This is a genomic window from Rosistilla oblonga (assembly GCF_007751715.1).
In the GTDB taxonomy this organism is placed as follows: domain Bacteria; phylum Planctomycetota; class Planctomycetia; order Pirellulales; family Pirellulaceae; genus Rosistilla; species Rosistilla oblonga.
In genome coordinates, this window is sequence record NZ_CP036292.1 from 5094372 (window position 1) to 5112929 (window position 18558).

15 protein-coding genes are annotated in these 18558 nt (G+C 57.8%); 4 read left to right on the plus strand and 11 right to left on the minus strand.

All coding sequences use genetic code 11. The features are described from left to right. Positions 1-42: 42 nt before the first annotated feature. Entirely contained in the window at positions 43-1104 is a 1062-nt protein-coding gene (pstS, locus tag CA51_RS18030) for a phosphate ABC transporter substrate-binding protein PstS (protein ID WP_197451278.1), read from the minus strand. A 398-nt stretch (positions 1105-1502) separates the two neighbouring features. On the opposite strand from pstS, the gene CA51_RS18035 reads away from it, so the two are divergent. Both CA51_RS18035 and CA51_RS18040 read left to right on the plus strand, forming a co-directional pair. Then, on the plus strand, positions 1503-3152 hold the full coding sequence (locus tag CA51_RS18035; RefSeq protein ID WP_145122612.1) for an OprO/OprP family phosphate-selective porin: 1650 nt from the start codon (positions 1503-1505) through the stop codon (positions 3150-3152). A gap of 100 nt (positions 3153-3252) precedes the next feature. After that, on the plus strand, positions 3253-3837 hold the full coding sequence (locus CA51_RS18040; RefSeq protein ID WP_145122613.1) for a hypothetical protein: 585 nt from the start codon (positions 3253-3255) through the stop codon (positions 3835-3837). A gap of 50 nt (positions 3838-3887) precedes the next feature. On the opposite strand, the gene CA51_RS18045 is transcribed toward CA51_RS18040, so the two are convergent. Continuing rightward, positions 3888-4739: a hypothetical protein gene (locus CA51_RS18045; RefSeq protein ID WP_145122614.1), complete on the minus strand. Its 852-nt coding sequence runs from the start codon at positions 4737-4739 to the stop codon at positions 3888-3890. Positions 4740-5193: 454 nt separating this feature from the next. On the opposite strand from CA51_RS18045, the gene CA51_RS18050 reads away from it, so the two are divergent. Further along, positions 5194-6771 (plus strand): N,N-dimethylformamidase beta subunit family domain-containing protein, encoded by a 1578-nt coding sequence (locus tag CA51_RS18050; protein ID WP_145122615.1) that lies wholly within the window; start codon positions 5194-5196, stop codon positions 6769-6771. A gap of 8 nt (positions 6772-6779) precedes the next feature. On the opposite strand, the gene CA51_RS18055 is transcribed toward CA51_RS18050, so the two are convergent. After that, the gene (locus CA51_RS18055) at positions 6780-7583 is read right to left on the minus strand and encodes an enoyl-ACP reductase FabI (RefSeq protein WP_145122616.1); all 804 of its coding nucleotides are present in this window, start codon (positions 7581-7583) and stop codon (positions 6780-6782) included. Between the two features lie 2 nt (positions 7584-7585). Further along, a complete protein-coding gene (locus CA51_RS18060; protein WP_145122617.1) occupies positions 7586-8020 on the minus strand; it encodes a 3-hydroxyacyl-ACP dehydratase FabZ family protein in 435 nt (144 codons plus the stop codon). A 171-nt stretch (positions 8021-8191) separates the two neighbouring features. On the opposite strand from CA51_RS18060, the gene CA51_RS18065 reads away from it, so the two are divergent. Next, on the plus strand, positions 8192-9463 hold the full coding sequence (locus CA51_RS18065; protein WP_145122618.1) for a nickel-dependent putative hexonate epimerase: 1272 nt from the start codon (positions 8192-8194) through the stop codon (positions 9461-9463). Between the two features lie 272 nt (positions 9464-9735). Here CA51_RS18065 and CA51_RS18070 read toward each other — a convergent pair whose 3' ends face one another. The 7 genes from CA51_RS18070 to atpF form a co-directional block, all read right to left on the minus strand. Beyond that, a complete protein-coding gene (locus CA51_RS18070; RefSeq protein WP_231745768.1) occupies positions 9736-12396 on the minus strand; it encodes a hypothetical protein in 2661 nt (886 codons plus the stop codon). A 145-nt stretch (positions 12397-12541) separates the two neighbouring features. After that, a complete protein-coding gene (gene atpC / locus CA51_RS18075; protein ID WP_145122620.1) occupies positions 12542-12934 on the minus strand; it encodes an ATP synthase F1 subunit epsilon in 393 nt (130 codons plus the stop codon). A gap of 27 nt (positions 12935-12961) precedes the next feature. Beyond that, entirely contained in the window at positions 12962-14416 is a 1455-nt protein-coding gene (gene atpD, locus CA51_RS18080) for a F0F1 ATP synthase subunit beta (protein WP_145122621.1), read from the minus strand. 53 nt (positions 14417-14469) lie between these two features. Beyond that, the gene (gene atpG / locus CA51_RS18085; RefSeq protein WP_145122622.1) at positions 14470-15348 is read right to left on the minus strand and encodes an ATP synthase F1 subunit gamma; all 879 of its coding nucleotides are present in this window, start codon (positions 15346-15348) and stop codon (positions 14470-14472) included. Between the two features lie 127 nt (positions 15349-15475). Continuing rightward, positions 15476-16990: a F0F1 ATP synthase subunit alpha gene (gene atpA, locus CA51_RS18090; protein ID WP_145122623.1), complete on the minus strand. Its 1515-nt coding sequence runs from the start codon at positions 16988-16990 to the stop codon at positions 15476-15478. Between the two features lie 106 nt (positions 16991-17096). Next, positions 17097-17723 carry a F0F1 ATP synthase subunit delta gene (locus CA51_RS18095; protein ID WP_145122624.1) on the minus strand — a complete coding sequence of 209 codons (627 nt, stop codon included), beginning with the start codon at positions 17721-17723 and terminating at the stop codon, positions 17097-17099. Between the two features lie 141 nt (positions 17724-17864). Beyond that, positions 17865-18521, minus strand: coding sequence for a F0F1 ATP synthase subunit B (atpF, locus tag CA51_RS18100; RefSeq protein ID WP_145122625.1), 657 nt, complete (start codon positions 18519-18521; stop codon positions 17865-17867). Positions 18522-18558 lie beyond the last annotated feature (37 nt).

Sequence of the window (18558 nt, forward strand, 5' to 3'; positions counted from 1 at the left end):
TTACCATTTCGTAATCGTTAGGAAAGCCGGTAGATCGACCGGTTATTGGATCGCATCCAACGCAGCGGTTACCTTGGCGACCACGTCCTCGGGCAAAGGAACGTATCCCATCTCGTCGCTGATCTTCTGCCCGTCGGTCAAGCAATATTTGACGACAGCTTTGAGAGCTTCGGCCTGCTTGGGATCTTCGTATTTCTTGTAGCACAACAACCAGGTGTAGCTGACGATCGGGAAGGCTTGTTCGCCGGGAGGATCGGGCAACCAAGCTCGCAGATCGGCTGGCATTTCGACGTTCGACAACGCAGCTTGGCCACTCTCCAACGACGGCATGACGAAGTTGCCCGCCTTGTTTTCAAGACTCGCCATCGCCAACTTGGTCAGCTTGGCATATCCGTATTCGATGTATCCGATGGCACCAGGAGTTTGCGTGATCGTCGCGGTGACGCCGTCGTTCTTTGGCGAGGCGACGATCTTGTCGCTGTCGGGCCACACGACCGTCTTGCCGGTACCGGGGCCGTTTGCCCAAGCTTCGCTGATCGCACTCAAGTGCTGCGTGAAGACAAACGTCGTTCCGCTGCTGTCGGCGCGTCGCACGACGGTGATATCTTCATCGGGCAGCTTCGCGCCGGGGTTGGCGTCGGCGATCAGCGGATCGGTCCAGTTGGTGACTTTGCCCAAGAAGATTCCGGTGTACGCTTCGCGGGAAAGCTTCAGCCCTTCGACGCCGGGCAGATTGTAGGCCAGCACCACTTCGCCAGCGGTCATCGGCAGCAATTGAACGCCAGCGCCGACCGCCGCGATCTCTTCGTCGGACATCGCAGCATCGCTGGCGCCAAAGTCGACGGTGCCGTTGGTGAAGTCCTTGATACCGGCTCCACTCCCCTTGGCTTGGTAGTCGATTTGCACGCCGTAGTGGGCGCGGCTGTATTCCTTAAACCAGCGATCGTACAGCGGAAAAGGGAAGCTTGCTCCCGATCCGGTCAGTTTAACGTTATCCGCAGCATCGGCTCCGCCGCTCGAATCGGAGCTCCGCGACGAGCAACCGCTGAACAACAGGCAAGCGGTCAGTCCCGCCACGAAAAGGCTTGAGTTTCGCCAACGCACGATGATTTCCCAATGAGGAGGGGGTTAGATTGTTGAATCCGGAACCACGGTATTGGCCGCAGAAGGGACGCTCAAGTCGCAAAACGTGGCAGCCAGCCAATTTCACTGGCTCTTCACACTTCCTTAACTTCCCGCCGGAGCCGCCCGGCCGATCGATCGCGTTGTAACGGTTGCACCGGTTACAGCGAGGGGGATTGTTAAGATTCATCCGATTGAGACTGCTGCATCGGATGCACGGGGCAAACGGCGACGATGCTACCCCCAAGAACGGTCTGTCTAGGACGATATTGATTAATAGGAGAGCGATCCAACCAAGGATGGGCGGGTCACAACTCCTCTTAAACGCCCAGCCGTACCACATTGGCTATTGTTTGAAAACGAACTGGAAAGGACTCCAGATGTTCAAGGCTCAAAAACGAAGTTGGCTGCGTCGACTGCTAGGTTTGGCAGTTGCATGCCAATTTGGGGCGTCGATCGGTGTCGCTCAATTCCCGGCCGAAGATGCCGATTTGGAAGCCGCTGCATTCAGCCCCATTCTTTTGGGTAAGTCAGACGACGCGTCGATCGCTCCCGTTGTCTACAACGAACCGGCCGCAGCCTTTCACTTGGCAGCCCCCGCTGGGGATGACTTAGGCGACTCGGTCAAAGCGGCTGACGAATCGACAGACAAGTCAGACAACGCGGGACAGGAGAAGGATTCGCGAGACGAACTGATCGAAGATCTGACCAAACGTCTGGACGACATGGAAGAGTCGTGGGGCCAGTACCAAGGCAAGATCACCAAAGAAGCCGAAGCCAAGAAGAAGAAATCGTCCTACAAAATGGGCGGTCGTCTTCACATGGACTATTGGAACTTCATGGATAACTCTCCTGGGATCGGATATTTCGAGCACGACGACCCAGCCAACGCGAACTACGGAACCGACCCCGAAGATCGCTTCCTGTTCCGTCGCTTGCGACTGGAAATCGAGGGGAATGTTCCCCAGAACATGGTCTTCCGGATCCAAATGGATTTCAACAATCCTTCGACTCCGGAATACAAAGACGCCTACATCGGTTGGACGAATCTTCCGTACAACCAAGTCCTGTTGTTAGGAAACCAGAAGCGTCCGATGGGCTTGGACCACTTGAACAGCAGTCGCCACAACGTCTTCATGGAACGACCGTTTGCAGTCGAAGCGTTCAACGAAGACGCTCGGCGGATCGGTTTGGCAATGTACGGCCACAACGATGCCGAATCGACCTTCTGGGCCTACGGCATCTATAACCTTGAGAACACCAGCACGACCGGCCGTTTCATCGGCGACAGCATGCAAATGGGCGGTTACGGTCGCGTCGGCGGCAGCCCTTGGTACGACGAGGTCAGTGGTGGTCGCGGCTACTGGCACGTGGCGATGTCCGGTGCGGTCGCCAAACCCGATGGCGACGCCAGCGGTGCCGATTCCAACAACAACGAAGCTCGCTTCCGCACCCGCCCCGAAGCTCGCAGCGATTCGCGATGGCTCAACACCGGTCGAATCGTAGGTGCCGACTGGTTTGAAACGATCGGCTTGGAATCGATGCTGAACATCGGATCGCTGCAGATCACCAGCGAATATTTGTTCAACTGGGTCCAACGCGACGACCAGATCGCGGGATCGGGTCCCGATACCCACTTCCACGGCGGTTACATCTTCGCATCGTACTTCCTGACCGGGGAACACATTCCCTACAAACGAACCCATGGCACGATCGATCGCGTCAAGCCGTTTGAGAATTTCTTCCTGGTCGATCGCCTGTGCGGAAATCGCGGACGAAAGATGGGCATGGGAGCTCTCGCGTTGGCTCTGCGATACGACTATATCGACCTTACCGACGGCGACATCCAAGGCGGCGTGGGGCATTCGGTCACCGGTGGCCTGAACTGGTACTGGACTGCGTATTCGAAACTGCAGACCAACCTGATCTACGGCGAGATCGACGACCACAGCCCCGTTGGCCCCACGGGAACCGAATACACCTCGGGTGACTACGCGATCCTTGGTATGCGATTTATGCTCGATTTCTAATCGACGCTCACATCCCAACGATTCAGATCCGAAGACTCCATTCCCAAACTACATTCTCTAAATTGATTGCCACACGGACGTGGCGATTCGGAGCGATACGATGAAAAACATCCACAAACTGATTATCGGTGCGATGCTATTCGGTGGCCTGATTACGATCCAGTTCACCGGCACCGCGCGAGCTGCCAATTGCCAATGCGGGCTGTGCGCTGACGACTGTGCGTGCTGCACATTGAAGGTAGACAAAGTCGACGAAAAGAAGACAGCTTGGGAAGTCGAATGCAAACAAGTCTGCATTCCCAAAGTTGTCTTCCCTTGGCAAAAACGCTGTAACCCTTGTGCCAACAACGGTGCCCGCGTGCGGACCGTTCGCGTGCTGAAGAAGAAGGAATACACGTGCCCTAAACTTGAATTCACCTGGACGCCGAAGATGATCGGCGGCTGCGGATGCTGCCGCGGCGGAAACAACTGCTGCGACGATGGCAGTTGTGGCAGCTGCGACAACGGCGGATATCTGTTGGGTGCAAACGACCTGCAACCCGCACCAACGCCATCGATACCGACACCCGCGATCGACAACGGCGTACTGCAAACGACAGCGACCGATACGATGATCGAACGCCAAGTTCCAACGGTTCATGTCGCTCGCCCCGTTGGACTGAAGTCGCTTCAGTTGAACCGATAAACAGCGACAGATCGGGGACGACGCAGGCGAGAGATCCCAACGACGCGAGTTTAAGGCCGGCCTGGCATCAGGTCGGCCTTCGGTGTTTCTGCAGCCAGCGTCTTGTCGGACAACAGCTTCGACAACCAATCGCTCATCGAAAACCGCAGCGATTCCTCCTTCCGAGCGATCTGGCGATTCATCCGCTCCACCAGCTTGACCTGTTGCTTCGATATGATCTCGTCGCGCAAGATCCCTTCCAACGCGTCGCCGATCCCTTCAGCAAAATCGCCGCCGACATCGCTGATCCGGTTCACCTCGAACCGCGGCACCGCGATCTGTGCCGATTCGATCACCGGCTTCACCACGACATCCGGCGGGATGTTGACGTAATCCAACCCAACGCCGATGCTGCCGACAATGGTGATCTCGATGTCGGCATCCGCGTCGACGTTGAAGCTCCACAGTTGGACGCCGTAATTCCAGCGGCTGCGACGGGCGAAACAATTTAATCGCCCGGCAAGGGTCAACTGAAACGTCGCCGTTCCATCGGGCAACCAACGCAGATCGTGCAGATCGGCTTTCATATGTTGGTCGGGATCGATCAAGCGGATCTCGTACCGCGTCCACGCGCCGTGATTCACCTCGCGCCAGCGACGCTTGGTATCGATCTTCCATCCGTCGCGGCGGACCTTCACTCCCGCATAGATTCGTTTCTGATGCCCCCAGTCCTTTTCGTTCTGGTAGGTTTCGGGAATGCTGCTGCGGATCAGGTCGCCCACGATCTGACGCAGCCGCCCCGCCTCTGCATCGGGCATTCCGGCCAACGGATCGGCGTCGATTCCCGCGACAACCGCCGTCGGTTCGATCGGCTCGACAGCTTGCGCCGGAACAACCGCCAGCGAGAGCATGCAGATCAGCAAGGCTCGAAACTCTTTACGAGTTCCGCAACGTAGTTTTGGAGTAGCGGAGCTCCTCAAGAGTTTCGTGCCATCGATGCGTCGGCTATTCGGTTCGTTCATCCGCATCGGCTCGGTTGCGTGTCATATAAATGCGGCACAACGACTACCGCCTCTCTACGTCGATCCATAGGCCGATATACCGCGCCACGAGTTTTCAAGTCCATGGCGAATCGCCAGCTCCCGGGCCATCGACGCCACGGACGATTTCCCTGCAAATCAGCCGCCCCGTTAGCGTCCGGTTCTCCTGCCAACCGGACACTAACGCGTGGCAGCTGATACTCGCGTCGAAAAATTGATTTGCCCTGCGATCCACCGAGAGTAACCAGCAGCGGGACCGCGGGTCAGTTATGCTGACAATACTTCGAGCGCAGCGTATTCGCCGAACTCGACTCCCACCTTTACGAGCGAACCAAAGATGCCAACGATCCCAACTGTTGCTCGCCCCGAGCAACACAATCTCTCCTCCACTAATCCCCTTCGCAGTCTCTGCCAACCATTTGCATGCGGGCTGATTCCAATCCTCCTATTTGCGATCACCGCGATCGCGCCGAGCGAATCGATCGCCGAAAACAACCGGATCGTCGCTGAAAACCAGCGGACCGGAACGACCGATTGGCAACTGACCCGCGTCCGGCCCAACGCCGGTAGGTATCGAACTTCGCTTGTCGAAGGCTACTGTTCGGAGCAATCGCTTGCGGTGGGCGAGGAACTGAAAGTCTTCATCAGTTCCGATCCGGCGGTCCCCGTGAATTTGGACATCTATCGGATGGGCTACTACGGCGGCACCGGCGGCCGGCTGGTTAAAACGTTGTCCAACATCGACACGATCACGCAACCGGTTCCCGACGCGGGGAAGGACCGCGTGCGGCAGTGCAAGTGGGAACCGAGTGTCAGCTTCACGATTCCCGAGGATTGGGTCAGTGGAGTCTATCTGGGAAAACTGACCACGGTCCCCGAAGCCGACCAACCTTATTGGCAGAGCTACGTGATCTTCATTGTGAAAGACGATCGCCCCGCCGATTTTGTCTTCCAATGTTCTGACAACACTTGGCAAGCGTATAACCGCTGGCCCGTGAACGACTCGCTGTACACCCATCCCGACGGTCCGCAGAAGCCGGGCGTCGCGGTCAGCTTCGACCGCCCCTACGGCATGTATTGCCAGATCTTTGAACATCCGCTGTCGCTCGGTTCGGGTGAATTCCTGCTGTGGGAATTCCCGCTGTGCTTCTGGATGGAGCAACAGGGATACGACGTCACCTACGTCAGCAACAGCGACCTACTAAACCCCGGCGAGATCGACCGCTGCAAAACGTTCCTGAGCGTCGGGCACGACGAATACTGGGACACGCGGCAATACGATACCGTCGCGGCGGCGATCGATCGCGGCGTCAATGTGCTGTGGCTGAGTGCCAACAGCGTCTATATGGTCAGCCCGTTCAGCCCCAGCGAAAGCGGCCAGCCCAACCGAATCATCACTCGCACCGGCAGCTTCGGTCCGTTGCGGGAGGAGGAGACGCAGACCTACGGCAAGATCATGGGCCCGTTCGAAACGCATGGCCCCGACGAACGAAAGATCATCGGGGCGCGGACGGTCGTTCCATTTAACGGCGGCGGCGACTGGGTTTGCACTCAGCCCAAGCACTGGATTTACGAAGGAACTCAAATGCGCCGCGGCGACCGCATCGAAGGGCTGATCGGCTGGGAGCATCACGGCGATCCCGATCTGCAGCGACCGGGACTGCAGGTCGTCGCCGAGGGGACGACCTGGGCCGGCGGCACGAATCCGGGACACTGGACCGCGACGATCTTCCCCGGCCCGAAAGGTAACTTTGTCTTCAACGCAGCGACGATCTACTGGGCTCAAGGCCTTGCGACCCCGCCGGGACACATCATCCCCTGGTCGCATTACAGCCGTCCGCACGGTCCCGATCGCCGCGTTCAACAGATCACTAAAAATCTGTTTGAACGCTCGCTGCAGAAGACTCAGGACTGATCCGCCGTTCAGTGATCGGTCGCGCGGCGGACGACGTCTTGATCGAAATAATTGATCTCCATGCCGGCATCGACGATCAATTGCTGAGCGCAGATTCCCGACGACCGTGGGCTCAACAGGAACGCCGCGGTGTCGGCGACTTCGCTAGTCGATACCGCTTTGCCACGCGGGATCACCGATTCGGCGAATAGATACGAATCGACATAGCCCGGGATCCCCGCCGATGCGCTGGTCTTCAACAGTCCGGCCGCGACCGAATTGAATCGAACCTGCGAGAACTTGCTGAACGACTTCGTCAGAAACGCCAACGACGAAGCCAACGCAGCTTTGATCGGAGCCATGTATCCGTAGCTCTCGCTCGCCATCCGCGTCGTGCTGATTCCAATCGTGACGACGCTGGCGTCGTCGGAAAAACAGCCTCGGAGCGCGTTGCAGATCGCCACCAACGAAAAGCAGGAGATGTCGACAGCTTGCAGGAACTGAGCTCGCGTCGTTTCGTGAAACGGCTTGATCCCATCGCTGTAATCGGCGAAGGCGATCGAGTGCAGAAGGCCATCGATCGTCCAGCCGTTGTCGCTGATGTAGGCGGCCAAAGCATCGATCTCCACCTGCTGCGAGACGTCGCAGATCACGATCTCGCGGCCCGGCAACAACTTCGCCAACGAAGCGCGGCGCTGCTCGCTACGCACCGAATAGATCACGTTTGCCCCGACCTCTTCCAGCGTCTTGGCGACGTGATAGGCGACGCTCTTCTTGTTGGCAACGCCCATCACCAAGATGTTGCGGCCACTGAGTTTCAGAAAATCGGTCATTCCTAGCCCTCCTCAGGCGTCGCAACGCTGCATGCAAAGTCCAACCGAGCCGCCAGTTTGCCGTCCAACATCACCTTGCCCGTCATATAGAAGGCGTTGGAGAGTTGTTCGTTCAGCGTGACGTGGATCTCGACGGTGTCACCCGGACGAACCATCTTCTTGAATTTGACGTTGTCCATCCGCGTCGCCACGGGAACGACCGAACCGTCCTGCGGCGTCTGCTTGCTCAACAGGATCGCCCCGGCCTGCAAACAGCATTCGCATTGAATCACCCCCGGCACGATCGGGTAGCCGGGAAAATGCCCCTGCACGAAAAATTCGTCGCTGTGAAAACTCTTCTTGCAAACGATCGTCTGCTCGGTCTGTTCGACGATTTCGTCCAACAGACGCATCGGCAAGCGGTGAGGGATGGCGGCTTCAATCTTTTCAGCAGTCATTGGTGGGGACTAGGGTTCGAAGGTTGGGCTCATTGGCGAATCGATCGCAAACGGTTGAAAACGCTATGCTACCGGACTGCCCAAAGCTTGTCATGCCGCTTATCTTAAACACTACCGGCCCCGCCTGACGCGGTCTTTCGACTTCTCCGACTCCTACCCGACCATCCGCCCATGACCACCTACTTTGCCCGTGGCTCTGAAACCGCCGAACTCTCGACCGCCGATCTGCGAGAGGGCTTGGAAAAGCTGTTCACCGACCGCGGCCGCCCCAGCAAAGCCCTGGCGATTCCTCCCGACTACAGCCGCCTGCCCAGCCGCGCCGGCGAAATCACCTGCCTCTGCCACGAACTGCTCGGCGACGCGATGGTCGATGTGATGCCCGCCTTGGGAACACACAAACCGATGTCGCCGGAACAGTTGGCGCACATGTTCCCCAGCCTGCCAACCGATCTGATCCGCGAACACAATTGGCGAAACGATGTCGTCACCCTGGGCGATGTCGATGCCGATTTCGTCAGCCAAGCGACCGAGGGAATTTATTCGGAGCCGTGGCCGGCGCAGGTCAACCGCCTGCTGCTTGAAGGAGGCCACGACATGATCCTCTCGATCGGGCAAGTCGTTCCGCACGAAGTGATCGGAATGGCCAACTACAACAAGAACATCTTTGTTGGCACCGGCGGCGTGAAGGGAATCAACGAGAGCCACTTCCTGAGCGCAGCCTACGGCATGGAACGGACGATGGGACGTGCCGACACGCCGCTGCGCAAGATCCTCAATCGCGCTCAAGATCTGTTCTGCAAAGAGATGCCGCTGGTCTACATCCTGACCGTCATCGGCCAACAACCCGATGGATCGCTGGTCACTCGCGGGCTGTACATCGGCGACGATCACGACACGTTCTTTGAGGCGGCGGAGCTGGCCCTAAAAGTCAACTTCACCGTTTTGGAACGCGCCCCGAAAAAGATGGTCTGTTATCTCGACCCGTCCGAATTCCACAGCACCTGGATCGGCAACAAGTCGATCTACCGAACGCGACTGGCGATCGAAGACGAAGGAGAACTGATCGTCTTGGGTCCCGCCGTCCGGATGTTTGGCGAAGACGAAGCGATCGACGGGCTGATCCGCAAATACGGTTACCAACCGAGTGCCCGCGTGATGGAGTTGGTCCAACAGAACGAAGACCTTCGCAACAACCTCTCCGCCGCGGCTCACCTGATCCACGGCAGCAGCGAGAACCGCTTCAGTGTCACCTACGCTCCCGGCGAACTGTCGCAGCAGGAGATCGAAAGCGTCGGCTACAACTACGGCGACGTGAAAAGCCTGATGGAAAAGTACCCGCCGGAAAAACTGAACGACGGCTGGCACACCGACAGCGACGGCGAAGAGTTCTACTTCATCAAGAACCCAGCCCTCGGCCTCTGGGCCTCCCCCGGCCGCGTTTAAGACGTTGGAGTCAAAGGCGGCAGCCGATGGGATTTTTTGCAGTCGGTTGGCATAAAGACGTGTCGACCTATTGCCTTGTTGACTGGAGCGTCCACAGGCCTAGTGGCTTACACCACCGGCAATTCTTGTGTCGGCCTCCGGCCTTGGACGGTTTGAGCATGCGGGCATTAGGCCGGAGGCCGGCATATCCTCTGCCGGTGGTGTAAGCCACCGGAACCGAAACCGAGACGGAAACTAAAAGGCCGGAGGCCGACACAAGCCAAACTGCGATGTCAGGCCCCCAACCGAGCCCATCTCCAACGCCTCAAACCAGACGCAAGCAGCCACACCCCAAATCCCCAACCGAACAGCGAGATCGCTGACGCGGAGACTAGCCAGGTTGGGCGATAGCGGAATTCGACTTGCCAGTTGCCTGCAGGGAGCTCAAATCCTTGGCTGACAAAGTCGACGGGATGGCTGGTCGCTTGATGCCATATGGAGCCGCCGGTCGCGCGGTACCGGGCTGTCCAGTTCCCGTCTTGCATCTGAAAAAACTTCACGAGCATCGGACGAGAAGCCTCGACGTGGGCGAACGTTCGTTCGGGTTGGTGCGCTTCGATTTGACACTCGGAAGCCGCGGGAATCTGCTGCGAATCCGTGCGCAGCGAATCGCCCTCCGATTCAAGAATGCTCGCTTCCGTTGCCCCCGCCAGATAGTCGCGAACGTGCTCGGGCCAAACCGCGACGATCTCCGACGGAGCGACGACGCGCCAATCGTCGACCAATTGGATCGGCGCCGCACCGGGGTTGCGGATCCGCGCGTCCAAGCTGACCTGCATCGGAGCTTCGGTGCTCGCCGTCGGCCCTAACTCGCGCTGAGCGACTCGCGGCTGTAGCGTCGCATCGGATCCTAACAGTTGGCACAGCCGCCTCAGACGTTCCGATGTTTGTTCGGGTGGGCTGTCGGCTAAAACTGGTCGAACCGCGTCCCAGAAGATCGGCCCGCGCCAGTGACTGATCGACGCAGCTGAATTGAGCTTGGCGATCCCCGCATCCAAATGCCAGCGCATGAACAACGATAACTGTTGCCCATGTTCGACTTGTTCGATCCGTCGATTCTGCGGATCGGGAGTCACCGACGGACTCGCCGTTCCCCAACGCTCGGGCCAACGCAGCGCGGTCGCCAGCGAAACGACGCGCCGCAGCGGCGCTGTTGTCTGCTGCATCTCGGCAAGCTTTAATTCGGGCGGAGCTGATGCGGTTGCGATCAAGCCGCGACCATGAAGCGTCAAGTCGACCAAGGTCAACGCGAACAGTGCTATCGGCAGCAGGGAAGAGCCGGGTGTGCAGCGTCGACAAAGAACCAAGATGATCGCGGCAAATAGGCCTGCATGCACGGCGGCCCCGAACGCTTGAAGCTGCCACAACGAAAGGTTTAGTGGACCGAAGAATCGATCAGCTGCGGGGCGGAGATCGATGTCCAAGCTGCCGATCGGTAGAAGGCTTACCACCAGCGTTAGCGCAGAGATTCCGATCAGCACGGCCGATGCACGGATCGATCCGTCGCGCGATGTACGCGACCAGCGGTCGATCGTATGCGCTGTCAGCAGCGCGAGCCCGAGGCTGAAAAAGACGAGCCACTTCGCAGGAAAGCGGAAGTTGCTGTAGCCGGGAACAAAACTCACAAGGAACCAATACGGACCGCCCACCGCAGCGTTGCAGTCGTTCAAGATCATCGCGCCGCCGAACAGATAGGCTAGTTCGCGAACCGCCCAAACGAGCCCAAAGCCTCCTAAACTGAAGACCAGTCCGGCCAGGATCATTCCGTCCCAAATCCGCAGCGGATTTCCACCCCCTCGCTGCGATTGTCGGTTGACCAAACGACGCAGATAAATCGGCAGCCGGATCAACAGACAGATCGCCGGCAGCACGCCCAGGAACAGCGACGGCGTCCACGTCTTTCCCTCGCTGGGCAGCAATCGCGTGATCCGCGTGTTCTCGGGAAACATCTCTCCACACACGCCCGGCAACAGAGCCCCGATCCACTGCCACGGCCCAACGCTGAAATCGTAGACGTTGGCTTGATGGGTTCCGGCCGCCGGGGCTTGCCACCAAGCAGACGGCGCGGCGACATAAGGCTCAGCCGCGGTCAACTGCGCCACGCCCGGCGAAGGACAGTGCCGCCGCACACTCTGCTGCGACCACTGCCACGAAGGAATGATCTGCAGCGAAGCCGCTGCGCTGGCCAGACCGATCGCCAAACCGATCGTCATCAGACGTCGCGCCGTCCCGGTCATCAACATCGAATAGCCAAGCCGTAGGCTTCCGCTGCGCCGCGTTCGACGCCGGGCGATCCGAAGGCGACGGATCGCGCGAAACAAGACGTAGCCGACGAGGAAGACGATCACTTGAGCAGCCGACTGAACATCGCCACCAAGGATCATCATCGCCAGCGACAACGATCCGATCGCAAAGCTGGAGTGGTTCCAACGATGAACGGCTTCGATTAAGAAGCCGACCGCCATCGGCAACCATGCCGCACCGACCAGGAATGGCGGATTGGTGTACAAGAACAAGACGGGACCGCTGGCAGCGTAGACGATCCCGGCAAGTGCGCTGGCGGCAACCGAACCGTGATGCCGACGAGCGATCCAAAAGACGCTGATTCCCGCCAGGATCAGGTGCAGGTAAACGTAGATCGCCAGCGATTGCGGCGTATCGAAGCCGAGATGGAAGACCGCGCGAACGGGATAGAACAACGCCGTCGTCGTCTCTCCGGCAACCGGCAGACCAAACTGGTCCAAGGGATTCCAGAGCGGGAGATCACCAACGGAGATCCGCGCATCGATCGCTCGATAGAGCGGTTGGTAGAAATGGGAGACGTCGCGAAACGCGAGCCGTCGATCACCCGAGAGAGCTGGGTAGAGAATCGCCCCCAACGATAAGGTCAACAAGCCAAGCGGGATTAAAAACGCTTTCACATGGACCCTGTTGCCGGATGCGGCGTCGGCGGTTCAGCCACAGCCGCCCGCTTCCGCCTCGATTGCATACCAGGCACGTGGCCCGTCGCAAAGAAGCGACGGGCTCTAACCAAGCGATTTACTTGCGCGAGATACGCATCTGACCGCGTGCTCGCAGCGCCGACGCATCGCGGACCTGACGCTGCTCTTCGGTATTCGCAGGCAACTGCAACGCGGCTGCCAACTCTTTCTCCGCATCGGCGTAGACGATGTCGCTGACCGGCATCGCTCGACCGGTGAGGATCGAGACGACGTTGTTCTCGACTTGAGCAAACCCGCCGTCGACGAAATAGGTCTCGGTCGACGAACCATCGGTCAGTTCAAGCTGTCCAAACCCGAGGCGTCCGATCAACGGAGCGCGTCCGGGAAGTACGCCCATCGCACCGTCGTACAATGGCAGCACCAGACTGTCGACTTCGCGATCGATCTCGGTTTTCTCTGGCGTCACTACAACGCACTTTAACTTTGCCACGATCTATGCCTTTTTCCAGGTGCCGTTCTACTTCTTCGCCTTTTCTGCCATCTGCTTGGCTTGCTCTTCCGCCTGTTCGATCGAACCGACGTACATGAAGGCTTGCTCTGGCAGATGATCCCACTTGCCGTCGCAGATCTCTTCGAAGCTGCGAATGGTATCGCCGATCGAGGTGACTTCACCCGGCTTGCCGATGAACTTTTCGGCGACCAAAAACGGTTGCGACAAGAAGCGTTCGATACGACGAGCGCGGTGAACGATCATCTTGTCCGATTCGCTCAATTCGTCGACACCCAAAATCGCGATGATGTCTTGCAATTCGCGGTAGCGTTGCAGGATCGTTTGCACGCGACGAGCGATCGCATAGTGGCGTTCGCCGACGTATTGAGGATCGAGAATACGGCTGTTCGAAGCCAATGGATCGATCGCAGGGTAGATACCCTTTTCCGAGATCGAACGTTCCAGGTAGATGAACGCGTCCAACTGACCAAACGCCGTCGCGGGAGCCGGATCGGTCGGATCATCCGCAGGAACGTAAACCGCTTGTACCGATGTGATCGCACCCTTCTTGGTCGACGAAATTCGCTCTTGCAGAGCACCCATTTCGGTCGCCAGCGTAGGTTGGTAACCCACAGCCGAAGGCATACGTCCCAACAACGCCGATACTTCCGAACCGGCTTGCGAGAAGCGGAAGATGTTATCGACAAACAACAGCGTATCGACGCCGGTGGTGTCACGGAAATATTCCGCCATCGTCAGTGCCGACAACGCAACACGCAAACGAGCCCCTGGTGGTTCGTTCATCTGGCCGAAGACCATGCAGGTTTGCTCGATAACGTTACGACCGGTCGAACCGATCTCCGTCTCTTGCATTTCCAACCACAGGTCGGTTCCTTCACGAGTTCGTTCACCGACGCCCGCGAATACCGAATAACCACCGTGAGTCGAAGCGATACGAGCGATCAACTCGGTCAAGATAACGGTCTTGCCCAGTCCCGCACCACCAAACAGACCCGCTTTACCACCGCGAACAAACGGGGTCAGCAGATCGATTACCTTGATACCGGTCTCGAACAATTCGGTGTTCGTCGACAGCTCCGAAATCTGTGGAGCTTGACGATGGATCGGCCAACGTTCGTCCGATTCAACAGGACCGCGACCGTCGACGGGTTCACCCAAGACGTTAAAGACGCGAGCCAAAGCTCCCTTGCCCACAGGAACGGTGATCGGCGAACCGGTGTCGATGACTTCCATTCCGCGAATCATGCCGTCGGTGCTACCCAACGCGACGCAGCGGACGCGTCCGCCGCCGAGGTGCTGTTGCACTTCGCCGGTCAGATTGACTTTGACGCCCTTGTGCTCCGACGTGATCTTCAGCGCGTTGTAGATCTTCGGCAGAGCATCCTGCGGAAATTCAGCATCGAACGTCGATCCGATGATCTGGGTAACGCGGCCCGACTTGTTTTCAGTGACGGTTGACATTTTGATAGATCCCTCGCTTTAGCGTCGGGTTGATTGTTGATGAATGAATTGGATTAATTGGCCAAGGCTTCGACGCCACCGATGATTTCCATGATCTCGCCGGTAATCTGCGATTGGCGAGCACGGTTGTAGGTCATCGACAGTTGCTTGATGATCTCGCCGGCGTTTTCGGTCGCACTTTTCATTGCCACCATACGTGCCACCTGTTCGCTTACAGCAGCGTCCAGGAAGCATTTGAACAATCGAATCTTGAAGCTCGTCGGAACGACCTCTTCCAGAATGCTTTCCGCCGATGGCAGGAATTCATAATCGGCCGACAACCCAGTCGCTTCCTCGTCGTCGAGGTCGATCGCACCAAGTGGCAACAGCGTCTCAATCACCGCTTCCTGCTTAGCGACGCTGTGGAACTTGGTGTAAACAACGTCCAAACGATCGATCTCACCCGCAGCGTAAGCCGCCAGATATTTGTTGGCGATCTGTTCGACTTCGGCAAACTTCGGCTGGTCGTCGAACTGCTGGTAGGTGTCGTTCGTCTTGATCCCGCGGAACTTAAACGCACCGATTCCACGCTTGCCGCTGACATCGATGTTCAAGTGATCCATCGATTTGCGAAGCTCTTCGATCCGTGGCAATGCGCGACGGAAGATCGAGCTATTGTAGCCGCCGCACAGGCCGCGGTTGCTGGTCAGCACCAAACAGGAAGCCGCCCGTGGATCGGGACGTGCTTCGAGCAACGGGTGTTGAACTTCCAAACCGGCCGCCGCAAGGCTGGCGACGATCTGAGTAATACGTTCGGTGTAATCGGTCGCCGCAGCGGCTCGATCCATCGCTTTGCGAAACCGCGCCGTCGCGATCAATTCCATCGTCCGCGTGATCTTGCGGATGTTGCGAATCGATTTCCGGCGTTTATCAAGTGCTCTGGCGTTGGCCATGGATGATTCAGGTTGTTTTAGTTCAGAACGTTAAGCGGAACGCTGAATCCGCACGGATCGGATTCAGTAAACATCGGGATGTCTGATCGGTGCCGCTTGCGATCCGCCGCCGCGATCAGAAATCCGCTTACGCAGCGGGCTTCCAGCCTTGCTTGAAATCTTTGATCGCTGCTTCCAGCTTTTCAGTCACGTCGTCCGACATCTCGCCCGATTCCTTGATGCTCGATGCGATTCCGCTGTGCTTATCATTGATGAACTGCAACAACGCTTTCTCGAACTCTTGAACCTTGTCGACAGCAACATCATCCAGGAAGCCCTTGGTACCGGCGTACAAGCTGATCACCTGCAGCGATACATCCAACGGCGAGTACTGAGGCTGCTTCAGCAGTTCGACCATTCGGTAACCGCGATCCAACTCTTGTTGCGTTGCCGCATCGAGGTCGGTACCCAGTTGAGCGAACGCTTCGAGAGCACGGAAGGCTGCCAATTGCAGACGCAAACCACCGGCGACCTTCTTCATCGCTTTGATCTGAGCGGCACCACCCACGCGAGAAACCGAAATACCGGCGTTCATCGCGGGACGTACACCTGCGAAGAACAAGTCGGGTTGCAGGTAGATCTGGCCGTCGGTGATCGAAATCACGTTGGTTGGGATGTAAGCCGAAACTTCGCCTTCGAGCGTTTCGATGATCGGCAGGCTGGTCAACGATCCGCCACCAAGTTCATCGTTCAGCTTGCTGGATCGTTCCAACAAACGGCTGTGGCAATAGAAAACGTCACCGGGGAACGCTTCGCGGCCTGGAGGACGTCGCATCAGCAACGACATCTGGCGATAAGCGACAGCTTGCTTGCTGAGATCGTCATATACGATCAACGCGTGCTGGCCGTTGAACATGAAGTGTTCAGCCATCGCGGTACCGGCGTAAGGAGCGACATACTGCAGCGGTGCAGGAGCACTCGCACCGGCGACGATGATCGTGGTGTAGTCCATCGCGCCGTGTTTTTCCAACGCGTCGACGACGGTCGCAACCGCACTATCCTTCTGTCCGATCGCGACGTAGAAGCACTTAACGCCAGTTCCCTTTTGGTTGATGATCGCGTCGATCGCAACCGCGGTCTTACCGGTCTTACGGTCACCAATGATCAATTCGCGTTGTCCGCGACCGATCGGTGTCATCGCGTCGATCGCTTTGATACCGGTCTGCAGTGGCTCGTGAACCGGTTGACGTTCGGAAACGCCCGTCGCGATAACTTCGACGTCGCGGCGGATGTCCGATTGAACAGGCCCCTTGCCGTCCATTGGGTTGCCCAGCGGATCGAGCACGCGACCGGCAACGGCGTCGCCAGCGGGGACGCTCAACAGCTTGCCCAACGCCTTGACTTCGTCGCCTTCTTCGATGGTCAGGTAATCACCCAAGATGATCACACCGACGCTGCTTTCTTCCAAGTTAAAAGCCAACCCGATCGAACCGTTGGGAAATTCGACCATCTCGCCAGCCATTACGCCCGAAAGGCCGTAAACGCGAGCGATACCGTCGCCAACTTCCAAGACCGTTCCGACTTCGCGGACATCAACCTTGCTCTCGTACTGCTCGATCTCTTGTTGCAAGACCGAAGCAATCTCATCGGAGTTGAATTTCATCCGTATATTTCCTTGTTGTACCGTGCGGTGTTTGTGAACCGCTTGCGTCTAACTTTGTATTTGTAATCACAGCGACGGAGCGTCGCTTGGACGTTATCGTGCGGCGTTACGATCCGTTGGCGAACGAATCGGCATTGGCGATCAATTTACTTGCGAGACCATCGCGAGCCCGCTGCGACAGCGATTCCAATTGGCCCGCGACACTCGAATCGATCACGGTGTCGCCAATCCGAACGACCAAGCCGCCGATCAGCTGTGGGTCGACCGTTTCCTTCAAAACAACATCCTTGCCGAGCTTGTCTGCCAAGCGTTGCTGGACGCTCTGGCGCAGTTCGTCGGTCAACGGTAGCGCAGTTCGCACCTCCGCAACCACGCGTCCCATCATCTCGTTTTTCAGCTGATCCGCCGAATATCGGATCTCGTTCAGGTAGCCCAACCGACCGCGGCCAGCGACCACCTTCAAAAAGCGAAGCAACACGGGATGCACCTTGTCACCAAGCAGGCTGTCCAAGATCCGCGACTTCTCTTCTTGGCTAACCCGTGGCGAGGCGAAAACCGAGGCCAGCGTCGGATGCTGCGACAGAACATCGTCGACCAATTGGCCCAACTGCTCGATCGCGTCATCCGTCACGCCTTCTTTCATGGCCGCGCCGATTAACGCTTGAGCATAGACACGCCCAAGTTGCAAAGCTCCGGTGTCCAGCACCGTATCATGCTTGGCAGATTCGTTCATCGTTTCGCATCAATCCCGAAAGTTATGGTGACTTGTATCAGTGACGCCGCCGGATCGACGAAATCCGGCCGACGTTTCGGTGAGACCCAAAACGGATTGTTCTGAGTCTGCAATTTAACCTAATTCTCGATCGACAAGCGATCAGTTTTTGCTGGGCATATTGTCCAGCGACTTGCGAATCAAATCGGCGTGATCGCTTTCGTTCAACTCACGTCCAACCACTTGGCGGGCCAACTGCAGAGCAATCGCCGACGAGTGACTTGCCAATTCGCCGATCGCGACGGTCTTGGCGGATTGAATTTCAGCAACCGCACGATCGCGTTGGCGATCCGCTTCGGCTTTCGCTTCGTCGATGATGCCTTGCTTGGATTGCTCCGCATCGCGACGTGCTTCGGCCAACATCGATTGCACCTGAGTCTGCGCGTCGTCCAATTTCGTTTGATATTCGGACAACATCGCATTGGCGGTCGAACGAGCGCGTTCGGCGTCGGTCAGGTCGTCGTGAATCTTGGCTTCGCGAGCTTGCAGACCTTCGAGAATCGGAGGCCAGATAAACTTCGCCAACACCAAAAACACAACAGCAAAGATCGCCAAGTTCCAGAGCGCGGCCCCCGGATCGGCTTTCAACAAAAACGGCGTTTCCGCGTGTCCTTGTTCGTGACCGTCCGTTTCGTGATCCGACGCTGCTTCAGCCTTTGCCGCATGGTCGTCCGCCGCCTGGCAGGCAGCGGGCGCGACGATTGCCATCGCCAACGTTAGCCATAGTGCCGTCAGGCAACTCGAGCGAATTAACTTCATGAACATTCACCTTGGTGGGGAACCCTAGTTCAAGCGC

Bases quoted from the DNA above. Each gene is read 5' to 3' on its own strand.
- CA51_RS18035 (WP_145122612.1), top strand. From the start codon at position 1,503: ATGTTCAAGGCTCAAAAACGAAGTTGGCTGCGTCGACTGCTAGGTTTG.
- CA51_RS18040 (WP_145122613.1), top strand. From the start codon at position 3,253: ATGAAAAACATCCACAAACTGATTATCGGTGCGATGCTATTCGGTGGC.
- CA51_RS18050 (WP_145122615.1), top strand. From the start codon at position 5,194: ATGCCAACGATCCCAACTGTTGCTCGCCCCGAGCAACACAATCTCTCC.
- CA51_RS18055 (WP_145122616.1), bottom strand. From the start codon at position 7,583: ATGACCGATTTTCTGAAACTCAGTGGCCGCAACATCTTGGTGATGGGC.
- CA51_RS18060 (WP_145122617.1), bottom strand. From the start codon at position 8,020: ATGACTGCTGAAAAGATTGAAGCCGCCATCCCTCACCGCTTGCCGATG.
- CA51_RS18065 (WP_145122618.1), top strand. From the start codon at position 8,192: ATGACCACCTACTTTGCCCGTGGCTCTGAAACCGCCGAACTCTCGACC.
- atpD (WP_145122621.1), bottom strand. From the start codon at position 14,416: ATGTCAACCGTCACTGAAAACAAGTCGGGCCGCGTTACCCAGATCATC.
- atpG (WP_145122622.1), bottom strand. From the start codon at position 15,348: ATGGCCAACGCCAGAGCACTTGATAAACGCCGGAAATCGATTCGCAAC.
- atpA (WP_145122623.1), bottom strand. From the start codon at position 16,990: ATGAAATTCAACTCCGATGAGATTGCTTCGGTCTTGCAACAAGAGATC.
- CA51_RS18095 (WP_145122624.1), bottom strand. From the start codon at position 17,723: ATGAACGAATCTGCCAAGCATGATACGGTGCTGGACACCGGAGCTTTG.
- atpF (WP_145122625.1), bottom strand. From the start codon at position 18,521: ATGAAGTTAATTCGCTCGAGTTGCCTGACGGCACTATGGCTAACGTTG.